Source organism: Paraburkholderia sp. J63, from assembly GCF_905220245.1.
Classification (GTDB): Bacteria; Pseudomonadota; Gammaproteobacteria; order Burkholderiales; family Burkholderiaceae; genus Paraburkholderia.
This window is the reverse complement of the sequence record NZ_CAJMZF010000033.1, coordinates 23770-42273: the sequence shown is the minus strand read 5'-3', so window position 1 is coordinate 42273 and position 18504 is coordinate 23770. Positions and strand designations below refer to the sequence as shown.

The window sequence follows — 18504 nt, the reverse complement described above, 5'->3', positions numbered from 1 at the left end:
CGCGACTTGCATCGAAAACGACAATAATGCAGCGTCAACAATGTTCCTTTTCGAGATTTGGAAGAATCGTCTAAGCGCCCGTATTTCAAGGCTTTCTCCGCAGGTGTCAGCTTTTTGCGACAGTCCTTTTTTTTTCAGTTCAGTGGAATTGCACCGCTGCGTTATTCTCCTTTCCGCAACAGCATCAACCAAATCAAGCAACAACTAAACAACATCTGCGTGGAGAAAACTGGATGAAACGAATCGCACTCTCGACCCTCTCGCTGGCCCTGCTGGCCGCTTCGGGCGCAGCCCACGCGCAGAGCAGCGTGACCCTGTACGGCGTGATCGATGAATCGATCCAGTGGGTGCACAACACCCAGGACGCAGCCGGCAACAACAAGAACCTGATCGGCCTCTACGCAGGCAACATCTCGGGTGATCGTTTCGGCCTGAAGGGCACGGAAGATCTCGGTGGCGGCCTGAAGGCGATTTTCCAGTTGGAAAACGGCTTTGACGTCAACAGCGGCAAGCTCGGTCAGGGCGGCCTGATGTTCGGCCGTCAAGCCCTGGTCGGCCTGACGCACGAGCAATTCGGTACGGTCACGCTGGGCCGCCAGTACGACCCGCTCGTCGACATGATCCAGCCGCTGACTGGCGACAACTATTTCGGCAGCACGTTCGCTACGCCGGGTGACGTCGATAACAACGACAACAGCTCGCGTACCAACAGCGGCGTCAAGTACACGTCGCCGGTTATCGACGGCTTCCAGTTCGAAGGCATGTACGCACTGGGCGGCGTCGCTGGCGCGACGGGCTCGGGCCAAAGCTGGGGCGCAGCGGCTACGTACGGCATCGGTTCGTTCAACATTGCGGCTGGCTACTTCCGCATGGACAACGCGTCGAACCCGGCAGCCCGCGACGGCGGCTGGGCAGGGAGCGCCACGTCGGGTGCAGTGTTCGACGGCCAGATCAACACGGCCTTCGCTTCGGCCAAGTCGATCGGCAATGCTTCGATCGCGGCTCAGTACGTGGCAGGTCCGTTCACGATCGGCGTGCGTTACGCCAACGTGCAGTTCAAGCCGGACGGCTACTCGGCATTCCAGTCGACCGAGCGTTACAACGTTGCTGGCGGCTTCCTCGGCTATCAGTTGAACCCGGCCCTGCTGCTCGGCCTCGGCTATGTCTGGACGCACGGCGCAGGCGACACGTCGAGCACCTACAACCAGGTTTCGCTCGGCGCGGACTACAACCTGTCGAAGCGCACGGACCTGTACGCAGTTGCGGCTTACCAGCACGCCAACGGCACGCAGCCGGGTCAACCGGGCGTGAGCGCCGGCGCATCGATCGGCTCGTACGGCTACAACTCGGCCTCGAGCTCGCAGGAAATGGTCAGCCTGGGCATCCGCCACAAGTTCTGATCGGCATGAGCCGGGCTCACGCCCGGCTAGGCGACGAGACCACGCAGCTAAAAGCTGCACGCTACACAAGCCAGCCTTCGGTGCAAGCCAAGGCTGGCTTTTTCATGGGCGGCACGATGGGGTGCGCAATGGGTGGAACCTGGCGGGTCTTGCGGCGAGTTTGATGGTTGGCCTGTCGTGCGGCGCGTGCCTGGCGCTCTTGTGCGGTGCCCAGTGCCCGCACTTGTGCCATCGCTTCTTCAGCTTCCTGCTTCCTCTGCTTCCCTCGCTTTCTCAGCCTTCTCAGCTCTCCTGGCGCCTTCAGCGCAACCTGCCGAGCGCCGCCTCCGCGTGACGCAGAAAAGCCTCCGCCAGCGGCGCCGCTTCGCGCTCCGCGTATCGCGCCGCATGGAGCGGCACCTCCAGCGCCGGCACGAAGCGCTTCACCACCACGCGTGCGCTTGCCCCCGCCGCCGTGAGCGGGTCGACGAGCGCGATACCCACCCCCGCCTCCACCAGCGTCACCAGCGCCTGCGCGAGGTCCGCCTCCACGCCTGCCAGACGCGTGACGCCGCACTCGGAGAACATCCGGTCGATGCGCACGCGTGCGTGGGTTCCCGCCGCCCAGGAAACGAAGGGTTCGCCTTCGCAATCGGCGGCGCTGATGGCGCGCTTGCGTGCGAGGCGATGTCCGCGCGGCACGATGCAGCGCATCGGCCATTGCCCGAGACGCTCTAGCCGCACGGCACGCGGCGCCGTTTCCTCGCCGACGAACGCCAGATCGCAGCGCTGCGCCGCCACGCGTTCGAGCGCGAGAGCGGGCTCGAGCGTGAGCAGCGTCACGTCCACGCCCTGGTGCTCCTGCACGAACGCCGCCGTCACGCGCGGCAGAAAGTCGGGGCCGAGCTCGGGCACGCCGGCCACGCACAGCACGCCGCGGCGTTGCTCGCGAATCTGCGCGGCAGCCTGCACGACCCGCTCCAGTCCGCTGAACGCTCGCTCGACTTCCGTGTGAAGCGCGTGGGCCTCGCTTGTCGGCAGCAGCCGGCCGCGCGCGCGCTCGAACAATGCGAAGCCCACGCTGGCCTCGAAGTCGGCGAGCAGGCGGCTGACCGCCGGTTGCGAAACGCCGAGCGCGAGCGCGGCGCGCGTGACGGTGCGCCATTGCATCAAGGCGCGAAACGCTTCAACCTGGCGGATACTGAACTCGGAAGCGGGCATAACATGGGCGCATGCTTCTTTCGCCATGAGGCCTTCGAAGCATCGGTGGGCAAGATTGGGATCGTTAAATGTCACACATAGTTAGCAACATCTTATCCGACATCCATCCATAATACCGAGACATACTTCACACGTGATTTGACGCATCACTTTTTTCGTATGCAAATAAAAATCCCCGTGGGCTGCGAAGCCAACGGGGATTCTTTGGGTACTGACGCGTGCCGCGGCCACAAGGGCCCGCGGCGTGAAGCGTTTAGGCCGCTGCTGCGTCCTTGAGCTTCTTGAGCGCGCGCGCCTTGATGCGCACCGATGCCGGCTTGGCCGGGAACCAGCGCTCTTCACCCGTGAACGGGTCCTTGCCGAAGCGCTTTTTCTTCGCCGGGACGGCCTGGACGACGATCTTCAGAAGACCCGACAGCGTGAATTCGCCGGCGCCCTTCTTGTGGACTGAACCCAGGATCGTGTCTTCCAGCGCGGCGAGCACGGCCTTCGTGGCCTTCGGCTCGACGCCAGCACGCTCAGCGACGTGAGCAGCCAGCGAGGCCTTCGTGAAGGTGTCCTTGATCGGCGACGGTGCGCCGGACGCCTTCACGGCGACCTTCTTAGCTGCGGCCGTCTTGGTGGCGGGCGCTTTCTTTGCGGCAACCTTCTTGGCCGGGGCAGCTGCCTTTTTTGCGGCCACTTTCTTTGCGGAAGTCGGCATGTTTCTCCTACCAGTGTTGGTCAGTGAATCGACGAAGCACAGCGGAATGCAGATGCTTCAACGGCGGATTCTACAAGCGTGCAAGCGTTTTGCGTGACTCTTTTGCATCGCAGATGCAAATTTGTTGCGCGGCGCTGACTGCCGAACGCATTTCGATACCTGTTTACAGGGGTAAACGTGCTCCGGTGGGACCCGCACGCTTGCTGCCTGCGCCAGCGCGACGCGTGCGCGATGCGGCGAAAACGCCGCACGTATGGCGTTTTCGTGCGACAGCGATGCTGCAACGGCGCCTTCGAGCGCCGCGTCGCGCATCTCGATACCGGCATCGACACGCGTTCGAACGCATCGTTCCTCGCGAATTCCGCGTGAGTTCAGTGCGAATCGATGCGCACCGTGCAGCGCGCGAATCAGCATATCGCTAGCCAGGCGCGTCGTTCAGCACACGCTTCACGACGCGGCGTCACGCTCGGGCAAGGGGCATCGGTGTGCACGCTCGCGCGGCGCGGCTGGCAGCATTTGCGTGCTTTTTGGCGCTCCTGCGCACGCATGCGCTCGTAGAGTGACGATGAGCGCGCCGTCGCCGGCACGGCGCGCGTCTTTCTCCACCGTCTTTCTCCACCTTTATTGCGAGGCATCCTCCATGGCGTTCAAGATCGGATTTCTGCTTTTCCCCGGTGTGCAGCCGCTCGACCTCTGCGGACCTTACGACGTGCTCGCGGCCATGCCGGACACCCAGGTGCGGCTCGTCTGGAAAACACGCGAGCCCGTCATGTCGGCTACCGGCATGCTGCTCACGCCCGATACCATCTTCGACGACTGCGCGCCGCTCGACGTGATCTGCGTGCCGGGCGGCGCCGGCGTGGCCGCGCTGCTCGAAGACGACATCACGCTCGCCTTCCTGCGCCACCAGGCGCGCGACGCGCGCTACGTCACGTCCGTCTGCACCGGCTCGCTCGTGCTCGGCGCCGCGGGTCTCCTGCGTGGACGCCGCGCCACCACGCACTGGGCCTTTCATGCGCTGCTCGAACCGTTCGGCGCGATCGCGGTCAAGGAGCGCGTGGTGCGCGACGGCAACCTCATCACGGGCGGCGGCATCACGGCGGGCATCGACTTCGCGCTCACGCTCGCCGCTGAGCTGATCGGCGTGGAAGCGGCCCAGGCGCTCCAGCTCGAACTCGAATATGCACCGGCGCCCCCGTTCGATGCGGGCCGCCCCGAAAGCGCGCCGCCTGCCGTGGTGGAACTCGTGCGCGCGCAAAACGCGGCGACGCTCGCGCAGCGCACGCGCATTGTCGAGCGCGTGGCGGCGAAACATACGCAGCCATCCGCGTGATCGTCGCTCGCGATCACGCCTGATGGCGGCACGGCGCCGCCATCGCCGCGCGGCGCCGTGCATCGGCATCGGCGGCTGTCTCTGCAGCGCCGCGAGAGCCAGGGTCCACACTTGCTACCCTCGATTGCAAGGATCGTATACATTGATTCCCGGGCAGCCGTTCGACGCGGCGTTCCCGGTGACGGCGCGGCATCCCGCGCCGCCGCTTCTCGCAGTCCTTGCACTACCAACCCTGAAGCCAGCAGCAAAAATCAACCAAGAGGGGTATTCATGCATTCCACCAGCAAGCTGACTCTCGCCGCGGCCGCCGCCGCATTCCTGCTGGGCGTCACCGCGCCCGCCTTCGCCCAGGACGCCAGCGCGCCCGCAGCCACCGCGCAAAGCGCCGCGCCGGCCTCGCAGCCGCTCACCAAGGCCGAAAAGCGCAAACAGGCGCGTGCGCAGCACAAAGCCGAACGCAAGGCCGCGCGCGCGAAGAACAATGCCGAACTGAAGAAACTGGAGGACGCTGGCTACAAGCCCGCAAATAACGATCCGAACTATCCGACCAATCTCCAGAACGCGCAGAAAAAAGCCGCCGCTGCCGGAGGGGCGAGCCAGTAAACCGCCTTCTGTTGCGGCTTTTTCCGCGCATGCAGGGACCGGCGCGTGGCCGGTCCCGTCATCGCCCGCTGTTTCTCTCGCGCTTGCCGTAGTTCCTCTTCGCTCTCCCCTCGCCCGACGCTCGCCCTCACCATCACCTCCCGCGCGGCTCGCGCATCGCTTCCCTTCCCACGTTTTTTGCTCGCCGCGAAGCGTACGTCCGCGGGTTACCCACCATATCGGCCCTGTTCCAGCGGGCTTTTCAGCACATCTTCAGCGCATGCGCAGGTCCGATATGGGACGATGCCGCACGTGCCTCGCCGACATGGAGTCCACGTCATGAACGCAGCCAAACCGGAGGCGAGCGCGGCGCTTGCATACAACAAACCGGGCCGGCCCATTGGCTCGATCGCGGGCGTCGTCGCGCTCGTCGTCGTACCATCGACGATCCTTCACCGCTTGACTGCACCTCCCAAGCCATCGGCATGACGCTCGCGAGCTTTTCGAACGCTGCGCTCACGCTCTTCATTTCGGCGGCCATGACCGTGACCAGGCAATGGGATGCGCCCTGCTCCACGCGGCCAGGGCGCAACCGCTCAAAGACTGAAAGGAGCCGCTGATGGAAGTCGCAATCGACGACGCACGCCGTTTCGCCACCGACGTGCTGATGAAACTCTCGGTGCCCGCCGACATCGCCGCCGATGTCGCCGACCACCTGATCGAATCCGATCGCGTGGGCTACGCGAGCCACGGCCTCTCGATTCTGCCGAGCTACCGGCGCGGGCTCGAAGCCGGCTTCGTGATTCCCGATGCGCGGCCCGAGCGCGTGGAAGACCGCGGCGCGTTCGTGGCCTGGGACGGCCACAGCGGCTTCGGCCAGCACGTGGGCAAGGTCGTGATCGACGACGCCATTGCGCGCGCGCACACACATGGCCAGTGCGTGCTCACGCTGCGCCACAGCCATCATCTGGGCCGCATGGGCCACTATGGCGAGATGGTCGCGCAGCAGGGCTTCGTGCTGCTTGCATTCACCAATGTCGTGAACCGTCCGCCCGTGGTTGCGCCGTTCGGCGGCCGCGAGGCGCGTCTCACGACGAATCCGCTGTGTTTCGCGGGCCCGTTGCCGGGCGGGCGCGCGCCGTTCGTGGTCGACATCGCCACCAGCGCGATTGCCGTGAACAAGGCACGCGTGCTCGCCGAAAACGGGCAGACGGCGCCGCCCGACTCGCTCATCGATTCGGGCGGGCAGCCCAGCACCGACCCTAACGTGCTGTTCGCCGATCCGCCCGGCGCGCTGCTGCCGTTCGGCGCGCACAAGGGCTACGCGCTCAGCCTCGTCGCGGAGCTGCTCGCCGGGGTGCTCTCGGGCGGCGGCACGATACACGCCGAGAACCCGCGCAACGGCATCGCGCACAACAACATGTTCGCGCTCGTGCTCGATCCGCAGGTGGATTTCAACGCGACGTGGCGCTCGCAGGAAGTGGCGAACTTCCTCGACTATCTGCTGAGCTGTCCGCCGCAGGACCCGTCCCAGCCCGTGCAGTATCCCGGCGAATACGAGGCGAACAACCGCGCGCGCCATGCGCTCGCCATCGACTTGCCCGATTCGGTGCGCAAGCCGTTTGCGGATCTCGCGGCCGAGTTCGGGGTGGCGCCGGTCACGGCGCGAGCCTAAACCGCCAGCGCGCCCACGTAGTTCTCGGCCATGGCCGTGGCCGCCGCGCGCGAGGTGGTGATGTGCTCGAGCTCCGCGACCTGGAGGCGCTGCTCGAACGGCGAGGCGTCGTCGAGCCGGTGCATCATGCGCGTCATCCAGTACGAGAAATGCTCGGCGCGCCAGATGCGGCGCAGCGCGGTTTCGCTGTACGCATCGAGCAGATCGGCGCGATTTTCCTTGTAGAACGCCACGAGCGCGGCGCTCAGCACGCGCACGTCGGCGACGGCCAGGTTGAGGCCCTTCGCGCCCGTGGGCGGCACGATGTGCGCCGCGTCGCCGGCGAGAAAGAGGCGGCCGTGCTGCATCGTCGTCGATACGAAGCTGCGCATGGCGACGATGTTCTTCTGGAAGATCTTGCCCTCGACCACGCGATGGCCTTCGTCCGAATCGACGCGTGCGTGCAGCTCGGCCCAGATGCGGTCGTCGGACCAGTGCTCGACAGTGTCGTTCGGATCGCACTGGAAATACATGCGCTGCACGTTCGGCGAGCGCGTGCTGACGAGCGCGAAGCCGCGTTCGTGGCGCGCATAGATCAGCTCGCCGGACGAAGGCGGCGCTTCCACGAGAATGCCGAACCAGCCGAACGGGAACACGCGCTCATAATCCTCGCGCAAGGCGGCCGGAATGGCCGCGCGCGAGACGCCCTGCGAGCCGTCGCAGCCGATCACGTAGTCGCAATGGAGTTCGCGCTGCTCGCCCGCATGCTCGAAGCGGATGGAGGGCGACGCGGTCTCGATGCCGTGAATCGAGGTGTTCGAGACGCCGAAGAACAGCTTGCCGTCGGCGGCCACGCGCGCGGCGACGAGGTCCTTGAGCACTTCGTGCTGCGCATAGACCGTGATCGATTTGCCGGTGAGCGCGGTCAGGTCGATACGGCGACGCTTGCCTTCGAACGCGAGCTCGAAGCCGTGATGCAGCGCACCTTCGGCTTGCATGCGAGCCCCCACGCCGGCCTCGTTGAGCGTATCCATCGTGCCTTGTTCGAGCACGCCTGCGCGGATCGTGGATTCGATCTGGTCGCGGCCGCGCCGTTCGAGCACGACGGAGTCGATGCCGCGCAGATGGAGCAGATGGGAAAGAAGCAGGCCCGCAGGGCCCGCGCCGATGATGCCAACCTGGGTGCGCATGATGATGTCTCCAGTACGGGGTTGATTTTGCGCAAGTTTGGCGGGAGCGAGGGATATCGCGCAACGCGATATCGAGAATATGGATTATCTCGATTTTAGATAGAGAAACGGGGTATTCGGTCGTTTGTGGCAGATGCGAAAAACCGGCGAACACCCGCCGTGCCGATGCGAAAAATCTGGCGCGCCCGGCGCCGATCGGAAACAAAACGCCGCCACGCGGCGCGCAACCGGCAAACTCGATTCGCGCGCAACCAATTCGCTGCCGCCGCGACGACGTGGAAACGCATGTTGCGGAACGGAAATTGCTGCACCACAGCAGCTCTGCCGGCGACACGTTCGCGCGCCGTCAACTACCCCTGTTTCCAACAACGATCGCGAGCCACGCCGATGCCGCATTCGAGCCACCGACCCGTCAGCCTTCCGAACGCCCTCCCGCAACCTCTTTCCCCACCCGATCCGGCGCCGCGCGCGCCGTTCGCCCGCACGCGCTGGATTCATGGCGCCGCGGCGCTGCTGATCGCGTTGCCGCTCGCTTGCGCGACGCCCGCCGCACGCGCGCAGGCGGCGGCCTCCGCGCCCGTGAGCGCCTCGCAAAGCGTGCAGGAAACTCCGGCCGCGAACGCACCGCTCGCCGCGTCGGCCACGGTGCAAAGCGCCGCGCCGCTGCCGCCGTCCGAGCTCTACGGCCAGCTCTATCGCGACGTCGAACTGGCCCAGGTGTTCCCGGACAGCAAGACCTTCGCCGACATGGTGCCCAACGCGCCGCCAGCGAAAATCGTCGCCGATTACGAGTTCTGGAGTGCGCACCATGCCGGCATCACGGACGCCGATGCGCGCAAGGCCGCGCTCGCGCAGTTCGTCGCGCAGCGTTTTTCCGATCCGAAACAGGCCGCCGACAACTATGTTTCCGATCCGAACCAGGACGTCGCGAGCCACATCGACACGCTCTGGAACGTGCTGCGCCGCGATCCCGACGCCGCCCAGCAGCCGTACTCGTCGCTGCTGCCGCTGCCGAAGCCCTATATCGTGCCGGGCGGGCGCTTCAACGAGATCTACTACTGGGACTCGTACTTCATCATGCTGGGTCTCGAAGCGAGCGGCCGCCACGACCTCACGCGCGACGAGCTCGACAACTTCGCCACGCTGATCGACCGCTACGGCCATATCGCGAACGGCAACCGCACCTACTACCTGAGCCGCTCGCAGCCGCCGTTCTTCGCGCAGATGGTGGCACTGGTCGCGCAGCGCGACGGCGACGCCACCTACGTGCGCTATCTGCCGGAACTGCGCAAGGAATACGACTACTGGATGGCCGGCGCCGATACGCTCAAGCCCGGCGAGGCGGCGCGCCACGTGGTGCGGCTCGCCGACGGCACGCTGCTCAACCGCTACTGGGACGCGCGCGACGCGCCGCGCGACGAGTCGTATCGCGAGGACGTGCTCACCGCGCAAAGCACGCCGCAGCGCGCGGCCGCCGATCTCTGGCGCAACCTGCGCGCGGGCGGCGAAACGGGCTGGGATTTCAGCTCGCGCTGGCTCGCCGACCAGCACACGCTCGCGACCATCGAGATCACGTCGCTCGTGCCCGTCGACCTCAACGCGCTGCTCGTCGATCTCGAACGCACGCTCGCCAAAGCCTATGGACTCGAGGGCAACGCGGCCGAAGCGCAGCGCATGAGCCAGCGCGCCCAGCAGCGCACCGCCGCCATCGACCGCGTGCTCTGGGACCCGCGACTGCACGCGTTCAGCGATTACAACTTCGTGCAGGGCACGCTCACGCACCGGCTCACGGCGGCGACGCTCTATCCGCTCTACGCCGGCATCGCCACGCGCACGCAGGCGCATCAGGTGGCCGGCGCCGTGCGCGCGGGCCTGCTGCGGCCGGGCGGGCTCGCAACCACCCAGGTGGCGAGCGGCCAGCAATGGGACGAGCCCAACGGCTGGGCGCCGCTTCAGTATCTCGCCGTCATGGGCCTGCGCCGCTATGGGGAAAATGCACTCGCGCAGAGCATCGCCACGCGCTGGATCGCCACCAACCTCATCTACTACCAGCGCACGCACAAGCTCGTCGAGAAATACGACATCAGCGGGGCGGCGGCGAAGGGCTCGTCGGCGGGCGGCGGCGAATACCCGCTGCAGGACGGCTTCGGATGGACCAACGGCGTGCTGCGGGTGCTGCTCAAGATGTATCCGCACACGGAAAGCGCAGTGGGCACGCTGGCTGCGGCGAGTGGGCAAGCCGTGGCGAACGCGCGCTGATTTTCGCGGCAGTCGCGCCGCCGCCGGGCCGCAGTCGCCGGTCGCGCCATGTCGTACCGTACTGAACGGTGGCGCGACCGCGGCAACTCTGCGGCCCGAGCTTCGAGCTTCGCCACGCGGTCCGCAAAATCAGGAGACCGTCATGCCTGAATCCGGTGCAGCACGCCATACCGCAGCGCAGCGTAGCGGCGCCCCGACTTCGCTGTGCGAGGTGCACGCCCGGCGGCATCGGCGTATGCTGAAACCCATATCCGCAGAGCACTCTGCAACTCTGGCCGCCGGCTCGCCGCCGCCCGAAACGCGATGAACGCCTCTCCTCCCACCCCAGGCTCCGAACCCGCTCCCGGGCCCGACTCCGGAGCCGGCGCCGGCTCCGAAACCGGCGTCCGGCCCGGCCCGCGCGTGACCGTGATCGTGCTCACGCGCAACCATGTGCGTCAGACCGTCGACACCGTGGCGCGGCTCACGGCGCTAGCCGAGCGTCCCTATGTGATCGTGGCCGACAACGGCTCCAGCGACGCCACTGTGAGCCTGCTCGCCTCGCTGTTTCCGCAAGTGCGCATCGTTCAGAGTCTCGGCGATCACGGGATGGCGGGCTTCAATCGCGCGTTCGCGCTCGCGCCCACCGACTACGTGGCGTGCTGCGACGACAGCACGTGGTTCGCGCCCGGCGCGCTCGCGCATGCGGCGCAACTGCTCGACGAGCATCCGGACGTGGCCGTGCTCAACGCACGCGTGGTCGGCGACGACGAGCGCGAAATCCACCCCGCGTGCCTCATGCTCAACGCGACCTCGCCGGGCGCCGAGGGCCTGCCGGGCCCCTCGCTCGCGGGCTACATGGCAGGCGCCTGCATCCTGCGCGCGAGCGTGCTCCGCACGCTCGGCGGCTACGAAGAACGGCTCTCGCATGGCGGCGCGGAGGAACTGGCTGCGCTCGACGTGCTGAGCGCGGGCCATGCGATCGTCTATTGCGAGGCCGCGCTCGCGCATCGCGAGCCGCTGTGCCGCTGGTTCACGCGTGCGCAGCACTGCACGCTCGCGCGCAATTCGGCATGGGTCGCATGGATGCGTCTGCCGGTGCGCGACGCACTGGCCGCCACGGGCCGCGCGCTCGCCGTGTTCGCGCGCCAGCGCTCGCTCGGGCCGGCCAGCTTCGCGCTGCTGCGCGGCGCGTTCTGGACGCTGCGCCGCCGCCGCGTCGTGCCCGCGCACGTGGTGCTGCTCATGCGCCAGGTGCGGCGCGCCGAGCGCCAGGTGCGCGCCGGCATTCCGGCCATGGCCGAGAAGTACGATCAATCGGGGCAGCGCGCGTGGTAAGCGGCCAAGCCGCGCAACCCACGCAGCACAGGTACATCGCACGCCATCGCCCCAAGCAATACGGCGCGCACGCGTAGCGCGCTTCGCGCGAGCCTCGCCTTGCGCGAACCCGCTTTGTACGTCCTAGGGCGCCACCGGCACGAAATCGCGATATTCGATCTGCGCGCCGCGCACCACGATCGCGGTGGACTCGGGCACCTCGGCCCACACATCGGGCAAATCCACGAGCGGCTCGGAAACGATCAGATAGGCGTCCTCACCCACAGCCTCGATGCGCGGATCGTCGGGGTAAAGCTCGTGCAGATGCTTGAACGAGGTGCTGTGAAAAAGCGTGCGCGACTTGCGCTCGCTCGAATAGCGCACGGCCACGAGCTGCTCGCCGTCGCTCGCGCAAACCGTCATGTTGAGCGCCGGCTCGATGCCGTGCTTTTTCGCGGTGGCCTCGACGAAGCCCACCATGCGCTCGAGCGCGGACACGGGCTCGGCTTCGAGTCCGAAGGTCATCGCCAGATAGAACATCGCCTCGGAGTCGGTCGAGCCTTCGAGCGCGCTGAAGCGCCCCGGCTCGATCGCCACCAGCAAATCGCGCCGCACGAGCGGGAAGCTCTCGATCAGCCCGTTGTGCGCGAACATCCAGCGCCGATGGCGAAACGGGTGGCAGTTGGTCTCCTGCACGGGCGTGTGCGTGGCGGCGCGCACGTGCGCGATGAACATCGGCGAGCGCACGGCCCGCGCGAGCTCGCGCAGGTTGCGGTCGTTCCAGGCCGGATGCACGCTGCGATAGCGATACGGAATGTCGTGCGGATGCTGATACCAGCCGACCCCGAAGCCGTCGCCATTGGTGGTGGTCGCGCCGAGCGTCGAATGCAGGCTCTGGTCGATCAGCGAATGGCGCGCGCGAAACAGCACGGTTTCGAGCGGCACCGCATTACCGGTGTAAGCGAGCCAGCGGCACATGGTGAACCTCCACTTTCAACGAGCCCGGATGACGGCCGGCGCGCGCGCCGTTCAGTCTTCAGCCGCCCGCGCGCAGCCCCGCGATCGGCGTGAGAAAGCCGTCGAGACCGGTCAATATGATCTGCACGCCAATGCACAGCAGCAGGAACGACGAGATACGCATGGCCACGCGCGTGCCCTCCGCGCCCAGGTAATGGGCGAGGCGCGCGGCGCGGCTGTAGACGTAATAGATCACGAACATCACGAGCACCGAGATCGCCACCGAGGCGATCCCCGAGAGCAGAAACGCCGAGAGCTTGTGCGTGCGGTTCGCGTTGAGCGCGATGGCCGTGGCGATGGAGCCAGGGCCGGTGGTGAGCGGGATCGTCAGCGGAAAGAAGGCTTTGCCCGAGGCCGATGCGGCGCTGAGCGGCTTCACCGGATGATCGGCTATCGAAGGCTCGGGCTCGGGCGCGTTGAGCATCTGCCAGCCGCTCACGGCCACCGCGAGGCCGCCGCCGATGCGCAGCGCCTCCATTGAAATGCCGAAGAAATGCAGGATGGGCGTGCCCACGAAGAACGCCGCGAGCAGCACGAAGCAGGCGTTGGTGGCCACGCGCTTGGCGAGCAGACGCCGTTCTTCGTCGGAGAGCGAGGCCGTGCGATCGAGAAAAACGAATGCAATGCCGATGGGGTTGATGATGCTGATCAGTCCGGTAAAACCGAACAGGATGTCTGAAATCAGGCTGGCGATCATGTAGGCAATCCGTTAGACACGGCGGGCTCCGATGGCGCCGCCGGGCAGCGTGAAGTGTAACCGGAGCGGCGCGCGCCGTGCCTCCTGGATGCCTGCGCCGGCGCGCAAACCACGGGCTTCATGACGCAACGCACCATGCCCGCATTTGGGCGCAGCGGCGGCACGCGGCTTGCACCGCTTCGCCTTCGGGCCGGCGCATCGGGATTTTTGGCAGCTTTACGGGGCGCATTCGCGGGCATAGAGTGATTCGACCGAACCCGAAGCGACGTTTCCCTTTTACCCAAAGGAGTTGCCATGTCACTGAGGTTGCTCGCTGCGCTCCCCTTCATCGGCATCCTGCTAGGCGTGCCGTTCGTCAACCGCACCGAGCCCCTCGTGCTCGGCATGCCGCTCGTGCTGGCGTGGATCGTCCTGTGGGTCCTGCTGACCTCGGCGATCATGGGCATCGTCTACAAGCTTGATCCGGCCAATCGCGTCGCGCCCGATGCCGAGGTGCGATCATGAGCGCGCTCATCATCATCGCGGCGATCACGCTCGTCGCGCTCTATCTGGGCATGCGCGCGCGCCGCGGGCACGACATGAGCCTCGAGCAGTGGTCGGTGGGCGGACGCAGCTTCGGCACCGCGTTCGTGTTCCTGCTGATGGCGGGCGAGATCTACACCACCTTCACGTTCCTCGGCGGCAGCGGCTTCGCCTACGGCAAGGGCGCGCCCGTCTACTACATCCTCGGTTACGCGACGCTCGCGTACATCCTCTCGTACTGGATGCTGCCGCCCGTGTGGCGCTACGCGAAAGAGCACCGGCTCGTCTCGCAGCCGCACTTCTTCACGCGCAAGTATCAGAGCCCCGCGCTCGGCGTGCTGGTCGCATGCGTGGGCGTGGCCGCGCTCGTGCCGTATCTCGTGCTGCAGTTCAAGGGCCTCGGCATCATCGTGACGACGGCCTCGTACGGCGCGATTTCGTCGACGGTGGCGATCTGGATCGGCGCCGTGGTGGTCACGGCCTACGTGATCGTCTCGGGTGTGCGCGGCTGCGCGTGGAACTCGGTCGTCAAGGACACGATGATTCTCGCCATCGCCGTGTTCCTCGGCATCTATCTGCCGGTTCATTATTACGGCAGCCACGCCGAGATGTTCCGCGCCATCGACGCGGCCAAGCCCGGCTTCCTCAGCTTCGCCGCGAAAGGCCAGGGCGTGTCGTGGTTCCAGTCGACGACGCTGCTCGCGGCGCTCGGCTTCTTCATGTGGCCGCACACGTTCGGCTCGGTCTACACCGCGAGGGACGAGCGCATTTTCCGCCGCAATGCCGCGATCCTGCCGCTCTATCAGCTGATCCTGCTGTTCGTGTTCTTCTGCGGTTTCGCAGCGGTGCTCAAGGTGCCGGGCCTCAAGGGCACCGACATCGACCTCTCGCTGTTCCGCCTTTCGCTGCAGACCTTCGATCCGTGGTTCGTGGGCGTGATCGGCGCGGCGGGCGTGCTCACTGCGCTCGTGCCGGGCTCGATGATCCTCACCACGGCCTCGACGCTGATCGCCAACGACGTCTATCGCGGCGCGCTGATGAAGAACGCCGACGACGCGCGCGTCGCCAAGCTCGCGCGCTTGTTCGTGCCCGTGATCGCGCTCGTGGCGGTGGGTTTCACGCTCAAGGGCGGCGAGACCATCGTCGCGCTCCTGCTGATGGGCTACAACTTCGTCACGCAATTGTTCCCGGCGCTGGTGTGCAGCCTCGCGACGCGCAATCGTGCGACGAAACAGGGCGCGTTCTGCGGGATTCTCGCGGGCGTACTGGTGGTCGTGATCACCACGGTGCTGCACGTGAGCGTCGGGCAACTGATCCCGTTCGCGTCCGATGCGTTCAAGGACATCAACATCGGCTTTCTCGCGCTCGGCGTGAATATCGTCGTGCTCGCCGCCGTGAGCGCGGTTACGCAGCCGCATACGCACGCGGATCACAAGCACGCGGGCGCGCACTGAATCTTGTGGAGGGTGGGTGTCGATAACGGGCGGCGCATTCGTTGCGCCGCCCGTTTTTTTATGCGGGGATTCGCGGTGTTTTTTTACCGCTTCGATGCGCCGTAAAGCGTCGAATCGGCAAACCCCTCGGCGCCGAGCACGCGTCCCACGAGGATCAGCGCGGTGCGCTCGATGTCGGTGGCCTGAACTTTCTCGACGATATCCGCGAGCGTGCCCGTCACGCGCTCCTCGTCGGGCCAGCTCGCGCGGTAGATCACCGCGACCGGGCAATCGTCGCCGTAATGCGGACGCAATTCATCGGCGATACGCGCGATATGGCGCACGCCCAGGTGAATCGCCATCGTCGCGCGATGACGCGCGAGCTCGCCCAACGCTTCGCCCTCGGGCATCGACGTCTTCGTCGCGTAGCGCGTGAGAATCAGCGTCTGCGAAATGCCGGGCAGCGTGAGTTCGCTGCCGAGCGCCGCGGCGCAGGCCGCCGTCGCGGTCACGCCGGGCACGACTTCATAAGGAATCCCAAGCATGCGCAAGCGCCGGATCTGCTCGCCGATCGCCCCATAGAGCGACGGATCGCCCGAATGCACGCGCGCGACGTCGTGGCCCTGGGCGTGCGCGTTTTCGAGCAGCGCGACGATCTCGTCGAGCGTGAGCGGCGCGGTATCCACGACCTGGTGCGCGCGATGGCCGTCGAGCACGGCGGGCGGCACGAGCGAGCCCGCGTAGAGAATGACGGGACAGCTACGCACGAGGCGCTGCCCTTTCACGGTGATCAGCTCAGGGTCGCCCGGCCCCGCGCCGATGAAGAAAACGCTCATGCGTGGAAACTCCGCTGATTTAGTCAGGATTGCTGTGCAAGCGCGGCGAGCGCATCGAGCGCGTCCTGCACCGATTCGAACTCGCGTTGCGCGGGCGGCAGCGCGGGCCGCCGCATCATCACCACGGGCAAGCCCCGCTCGCGCGCGACGGCGAGCTTGGCCTCGGTGGCGCCACCGCCGCTGTTCTTGCTCACGACGACCTCGAAGCGCCCCGCCTCGAAAAGCGCGCGCTCGCCTTCGAGCGTGAACGGCCCGCGCGCGTCGATCACGCGGGCGCGCGCGTGTCCCGCGTGCGCTTCGAGGCAACGCACCGTCCAGTGCTGACGCGCGGGGACTTCGTCGAGATGCACGAGCGGCTCGCGGCCGAGCGTGAAAAGCACGCGCGCAAACGGCGCGATGGCCTCGATCACGCCCGGCCAGCCGTCCACCCCGCGCCAGTCGTCGCCGGGTTGCGGCTGCCACGGCGCGCGGCGCAGCGCCCAGTACGGCACCTGCGCCATCGCGCAGGCGCGCGCCGCGTTCGCGCTGATCTGCGCCGCGTAGGGATGCGTCGCGTCGAGCACGCGCGCGATGCGTTCGTCGGCGAGATAGCGCGCGAGACCCTCGGCGCCGCCGAAGCCGCCCACGCGCACGGCGCACGCGAGATCGGCGGGCACGCGGCCCAGACCCGCGAGACTGTAGACATGCCCGGGCCCGAGCGTGCGCGCAATGCGCAAGGCGTCGCCGGTGCCGCCGAGCAGCAGAATGCGCGCCGTCATGGCTTGACGGCTTCGTAGAGCGTGACGGGCAGCGCCTGGCGCCACGTATCGAAGCGCCCGAGCGGCTCCGCCTCGCCAATGCCGATGCGCGTGAGCGTGCCGCCGTGTTGGGCGCGCCACGCCACGAGCGCCGCCTCGCTCTGCACGGTCACGGCGTTCGCCACGAGCCGGCCACCCGACGGCAAGCGCGCCCAGCAAGTTTCGAGCACGCCCGGCACGGTCACGCCGCCGCCGACGAACACGGCGTCGGGCGCGGCGAGACCCGCGAGCGCGTCGGGCGCGCGGGCCGCCACGAGTTGCAGCGCGGGCACGCCCAGCGCGCTGCGATTGTGCTCGATGAAGCGCTGGCGCTCGCCATTCGATTCGATCGCGATCGCACGGCAAGCCGCGTGCGAGCGCATCCATTCGATGCCGATCGAGCCGCTGCCCGCGCCCACGTCCCAGAGTAGCGCGCCGGGCGTGGGTGCGAGGCGCGCGAGCGTGAGCGCGCGCACGTCGCGCTTGGTGAGTTGGCCGTCGTGCCGATAGGCGTCGTCGGGCAGACCGGGCGTGAGCGTCCATGCGCGCGCTGCTGCTGCGCCATCGGCTTCGCACTCGAACGCGACGAGGTTCAGCGCGGCGACTTCATCGGCATGCCACGCATCGGCGCGGCCTTCGATGCGCCGCTCGAGCGGGCCGCCCAGATGCTCGAACACGGTAAGCCGCGTCGCGCCATAGCCTTGCGCCGCGAGGAAGGCGGCGAGCGCCGCGGGCGTGCGCCCATCGGCGCTCAGCGCGAGCACGCGCGAACGCGCATGGAGATGACGCCTGAGCCCATCGAGCGGCCTGCCGACGAGCGAGACCGTGGCCGTATTTTGGAGCGCCCAGCCGAGGCGCGCCGCCGCGAGCGAGAGCGACGACGGCGCGGGCAGCACGTTCATCTCGCCCGCCGCGACGTGACGCGCGAGCGTCGCGCCCACGCCGTAAAACATGGGGTCGCCGCTCGCGAGCACGCACACGCGCTCGTGCGTTGCGCACAGCGCGAGCAAGGGCTCGATGCTGAACGGCTGCGGCCAGGGCTCGCGCAGCGCCTGCACGCGCGTGGGCAGCATCGCCAGATGACGCGCGCCGCCCGTCACCGCCTGGGCCGCGAAGAGCGCGCGCCGCGCCTCGCGCCCGAGCCCCGCGTATCCGTCGTCGCCTATGCCGATCACCGTCAGCCACGCCCGCCTGCCCTGCATCCGCGCTCCCATTCGTTCAGTCTGGTTCAGTTTCGCACCGCGCGAGAGCCGTCCTGACTCGCGAATCGCGCCGGAAAACGGGCATAATACCGCTTCCGCCGGCGCCTGAAGGGCGAAAGCCCGAAGGCAGATCAGGGAACACAGCGAAGCTGTGGCCGCCCCCGCGACTGTGAGCAGCGAGACCGCCTCCACCCAAGCCACTGGTTTTACCGGGAAGGCCGATGCGGTTGACGACCTGCGAGCCAGGAGACCTGCCGGCCGAACGTTTGTTCTCGCGCGCCCGAAGCCTGGCGGGGTGTACCGGCTTCGACCGCAGCGCGTGGACGTTTTTACGCTTTCGCGTTTTTTGCGCTTTCGCGTGGCGCCCTCCGCAATCGCCCCTTCGCCCATGCGCCCCTTCGCAG

General features: G+C 67.1%; 17 protein-coding genes and 1 riboswitch. Of the genes, 9 read left to right on the top strand and 8 right to left on the bottom strand.

From position 1 onward, the window contains the following. Positions 1 to 233 precede the first annotated feature (233 nt). Positions 234 to 1400, top strand: a complete 1167-nt coding sequence (locus tag U5775_RS27980; protein WP_322061352.1) for a porin — start codon at positions 234 to 236, stop codon at positions 1398 to 1400. A gap of 300 nt (positions 1401 to 1700) precedes the next feature. Here the strand turns inward: U5775_RS27980 and U5775_RS27975 are convergent, their stop codons facing one another. Together U5775_RS27975 and U5775_RS27970 are read right to left on the bottom strand one after the other, a co-directional pair. Beyond that, the gene (locus U5775_RS27975; RefSeq protein ID WP_322061351.1) at positions 1701 to 2600 is read right to left on the bottom strand and encodes a LysR substrate-binding domain-containing protein; all 900 of its coding nucleotides are present in this window, start codon (positions 2598 to 2600) and stop codon (positions 1701 to 1703) included. Between the two features lie 253 nt (positions 2601 to 2853). Then, positions 2854 to 3303 (bottom strand): HU family DNA-binding protein, encoded by a 450-nt coding sequence (locus U5775_RS27970; RefSeq protein ID WP_322061350.1) that lies wholly within the window; start codon positions 3301 to 3303, stop codon positions 2854 to 2856. 640 nt (positions 3304 to 3943) lie between these two features. Between U5775_RS27970 and U5775_RS27965 the strand changes: the two genes are divergently transcribed. The 4 genes from U5775_RS27965 to U5775_RS27950 all read left to right on the top strand — a co-directional run bounded on the left by U5775_RS27965 (position 3944) and on the right by U5775_RS27950 (position 6893). After that, positions 3944 to 4636 carry a DJ-1/PfpI family protein gene (locus U5775_RS27965; RefSeq protein ID WP_322061349.1) on the top strand — a complete coding sequence of 231 codons (693 nt, stop codon included), beginning with the start codon at positions 3944 to 3946 and terminating at the stop codon, positions 4634 to 4636. 270 nt (positions 4637 to 4906) lie between these two features. Next, entirely contained in the window at positions 4907 to 5239 is a 333-nt protein-coding gene (locus tag U5775_RS27960; RefSeq protein WP_322061348.1) for a DUF4148 domain-containing protein, read from the top strand. A gap of 318 nt (positions 5240 to 5557) precedes the next feature. Further along, positions 5558 to 5707, top strand: a complete 150-nt coding sequence (locus U5775_RS27955; protein WP_322061347.1) for a hypothetical protein — start codon at positions 5558 to 5560, stop codon at positions 5705 to 5707. Positions 5708 to 5837: 130 nt separating this feature from the next. Continuing rightward, the gene (locus U5775_RS27950) at positions 5838 to 6893 is read left to right on the top strand and encodes an Ldh family oxidoreductase (RefSeq protein WP_322061346.1); all 1056 of its coding nucleotides are present in this window, start codon (positions 5838 to 5840) and stop codon (positions 6891 to 6893) included. Here the strand turns inward: U5775_RS27950 and U5775_RS27945 are convergent. Continuing rightward, positions 6890 to 8062 carry a 4-hydroxybenzoate 3-monooxygenase gene (locus U5775_RS27945; protein WP_322061345.1) on the bottom strand — a complete coding sequence of 391 codons (1173 nt, stop codon included), beginning with the start codon at positions 8060 to 8062 and terminating at the stop codon, positions 6890 to 6892. The two genes, U5775_RS27950 and U5775_RS27945, sit on opposite strands and share 4 nt — an antisense overlap. A 387-nt stretch (positions 8063 to 8449) precedes the next feature. Here U5775_RS27945 and treF point away from each other — a divergent pair, with 387 nt between their 5' ends. After that, positions 8450 to 10321, top strand: a complete 1872-nt coding sequence (gene treF, locus U5775_RS27940; protein WP_322061344.1) for an alpha,alpha-trehalase TreF — start codon at positions 8450 to 8452, stop codon at positions 10319 to 10321. Between the two features lie 303 nt (positions 10322 to 10624). Next, positions 10625 to 11638: a glycosyltransferase family 2 protein gene (locus tag U5775_RS27935; RefSeq protein ID WP_322061343.1), complete on the top strand. Its 1014-nt coding sequence runs from the start codon at positions 10625 to 10627 to the stop codon at positions 11636 to 11638. A gap of 123 nt (positions 11639 to 11761) precedes the next feature. On the opposite strand, the gene U5775_RS27930 is transcribed toward U5775_RS27935, so the two are convergent. After that, a complete protein-coding gene (locus U5775_RS27930; protein WP_322061342.1) occupies positions 11762 to 12595 on the bottom strand; it encodes a class II glutamine amidotransferase in 834 nt (277 codons plus the stop codon). Positions 12596 to 12653: 58 nt separating this feature from the next. Next, positions 12654 to 13331: a MarC family protein gene (locus U5775_RS27925; protein WP_322061341.1), complete on the bottom strand. Its 678-nt coding sequence runs from the start codon at positions 13329 to 13331 to the stop codon at positions 12654 to 12656. A 294-nt stretch (positions 13332 to 13625) separates the two neighbouring features. Here U5775_RS27925 and U5775_RS27920 point away from each other — a divergent pair, with 294 nt between their 5' ends. Next, positions 13626 to 13835 carry a DUF3311 domain-containing protein gene (locus U5775_RS27920; RefSeq protein ID WP_322061340.1) on the top strand — a complete coding sequence of 70 codons (210 nt, stop codon included), beginning with the start codon at positions 13626 to 13628 and terminating at the stop codon, positions 13833 to 13835. Continuing rightward, positions 13832 to 15307, top strand: coding sequence for a sodium:solute symporter (locus U5775_RS27915; RefSeq protein ID WP_322061339.1), 1476 nt, complete (start codon positions 13832 to 13834; stop codon positions 15305 to 15307). The genes U5775_RS27920 and U5775_RS27915 overlap by 4 nt, the downstream gene beginning before the upstream one ends. Positions 15308 to 15390: 83 nt before the next feature. Here U5775_RS27915 and cobM read toward each other — a convergent pair whose 3' ends face one another. The 3 genes from cobM to cbiE are packed head-to-tail and all read right to left on the bottom strand — an operon-like array spanning position 15391 to position 18100. Next, positions 15391 to 16122 (bottom strand): precorrin-4 C(11)-methyltransferase, encoded by a 732-nt coding sequence (gene cobM / locus U5775_RS27910; protein WP_322061338.1) that lies wholly within the window; start codon positions 16120 to 16122, stop codon positions 15391 to 15393. A gap of 23 nt (positions 16123 to 16145) precedes the next feature. Next, positions 16146 to 16880 carry a cobalt-precorrin-6A reductase gene (locus tag U5775_RS27905; protein WP_322061337.1) on the bottom strand — a complete coding sequence of 245 codons (735 nt, stop codon included), beginning with the start codon at positions 16878 to 16880 and terminating at the stop codon, positions 16146 to 16148. Beyond that, complete coding sequence (gene cbiE / locus U5775_RS27900) at positions 16877 to 18100, bottom strand: precorrin-6y C5,15-methyltransferase (decarboxylating) subunit CbiE (RefSeq protein WP_322061336.1); 1224 nt, start codon at positions 18098 to 18100, stop codon at positions 16877 to 16879. Before cbiE ends, U5775_RS27905 begins: the two co-directional genes overlap by 4 nt. A gap of 82 nt (positions 18101 to 18182) precedes the next feature. After that, a riboswitch (cobalamin riboswitch) is annotated at positions 18183 to 18374 on the top strand. Positions 18375 to 18504: the final 130 nt, after the last annotated feature.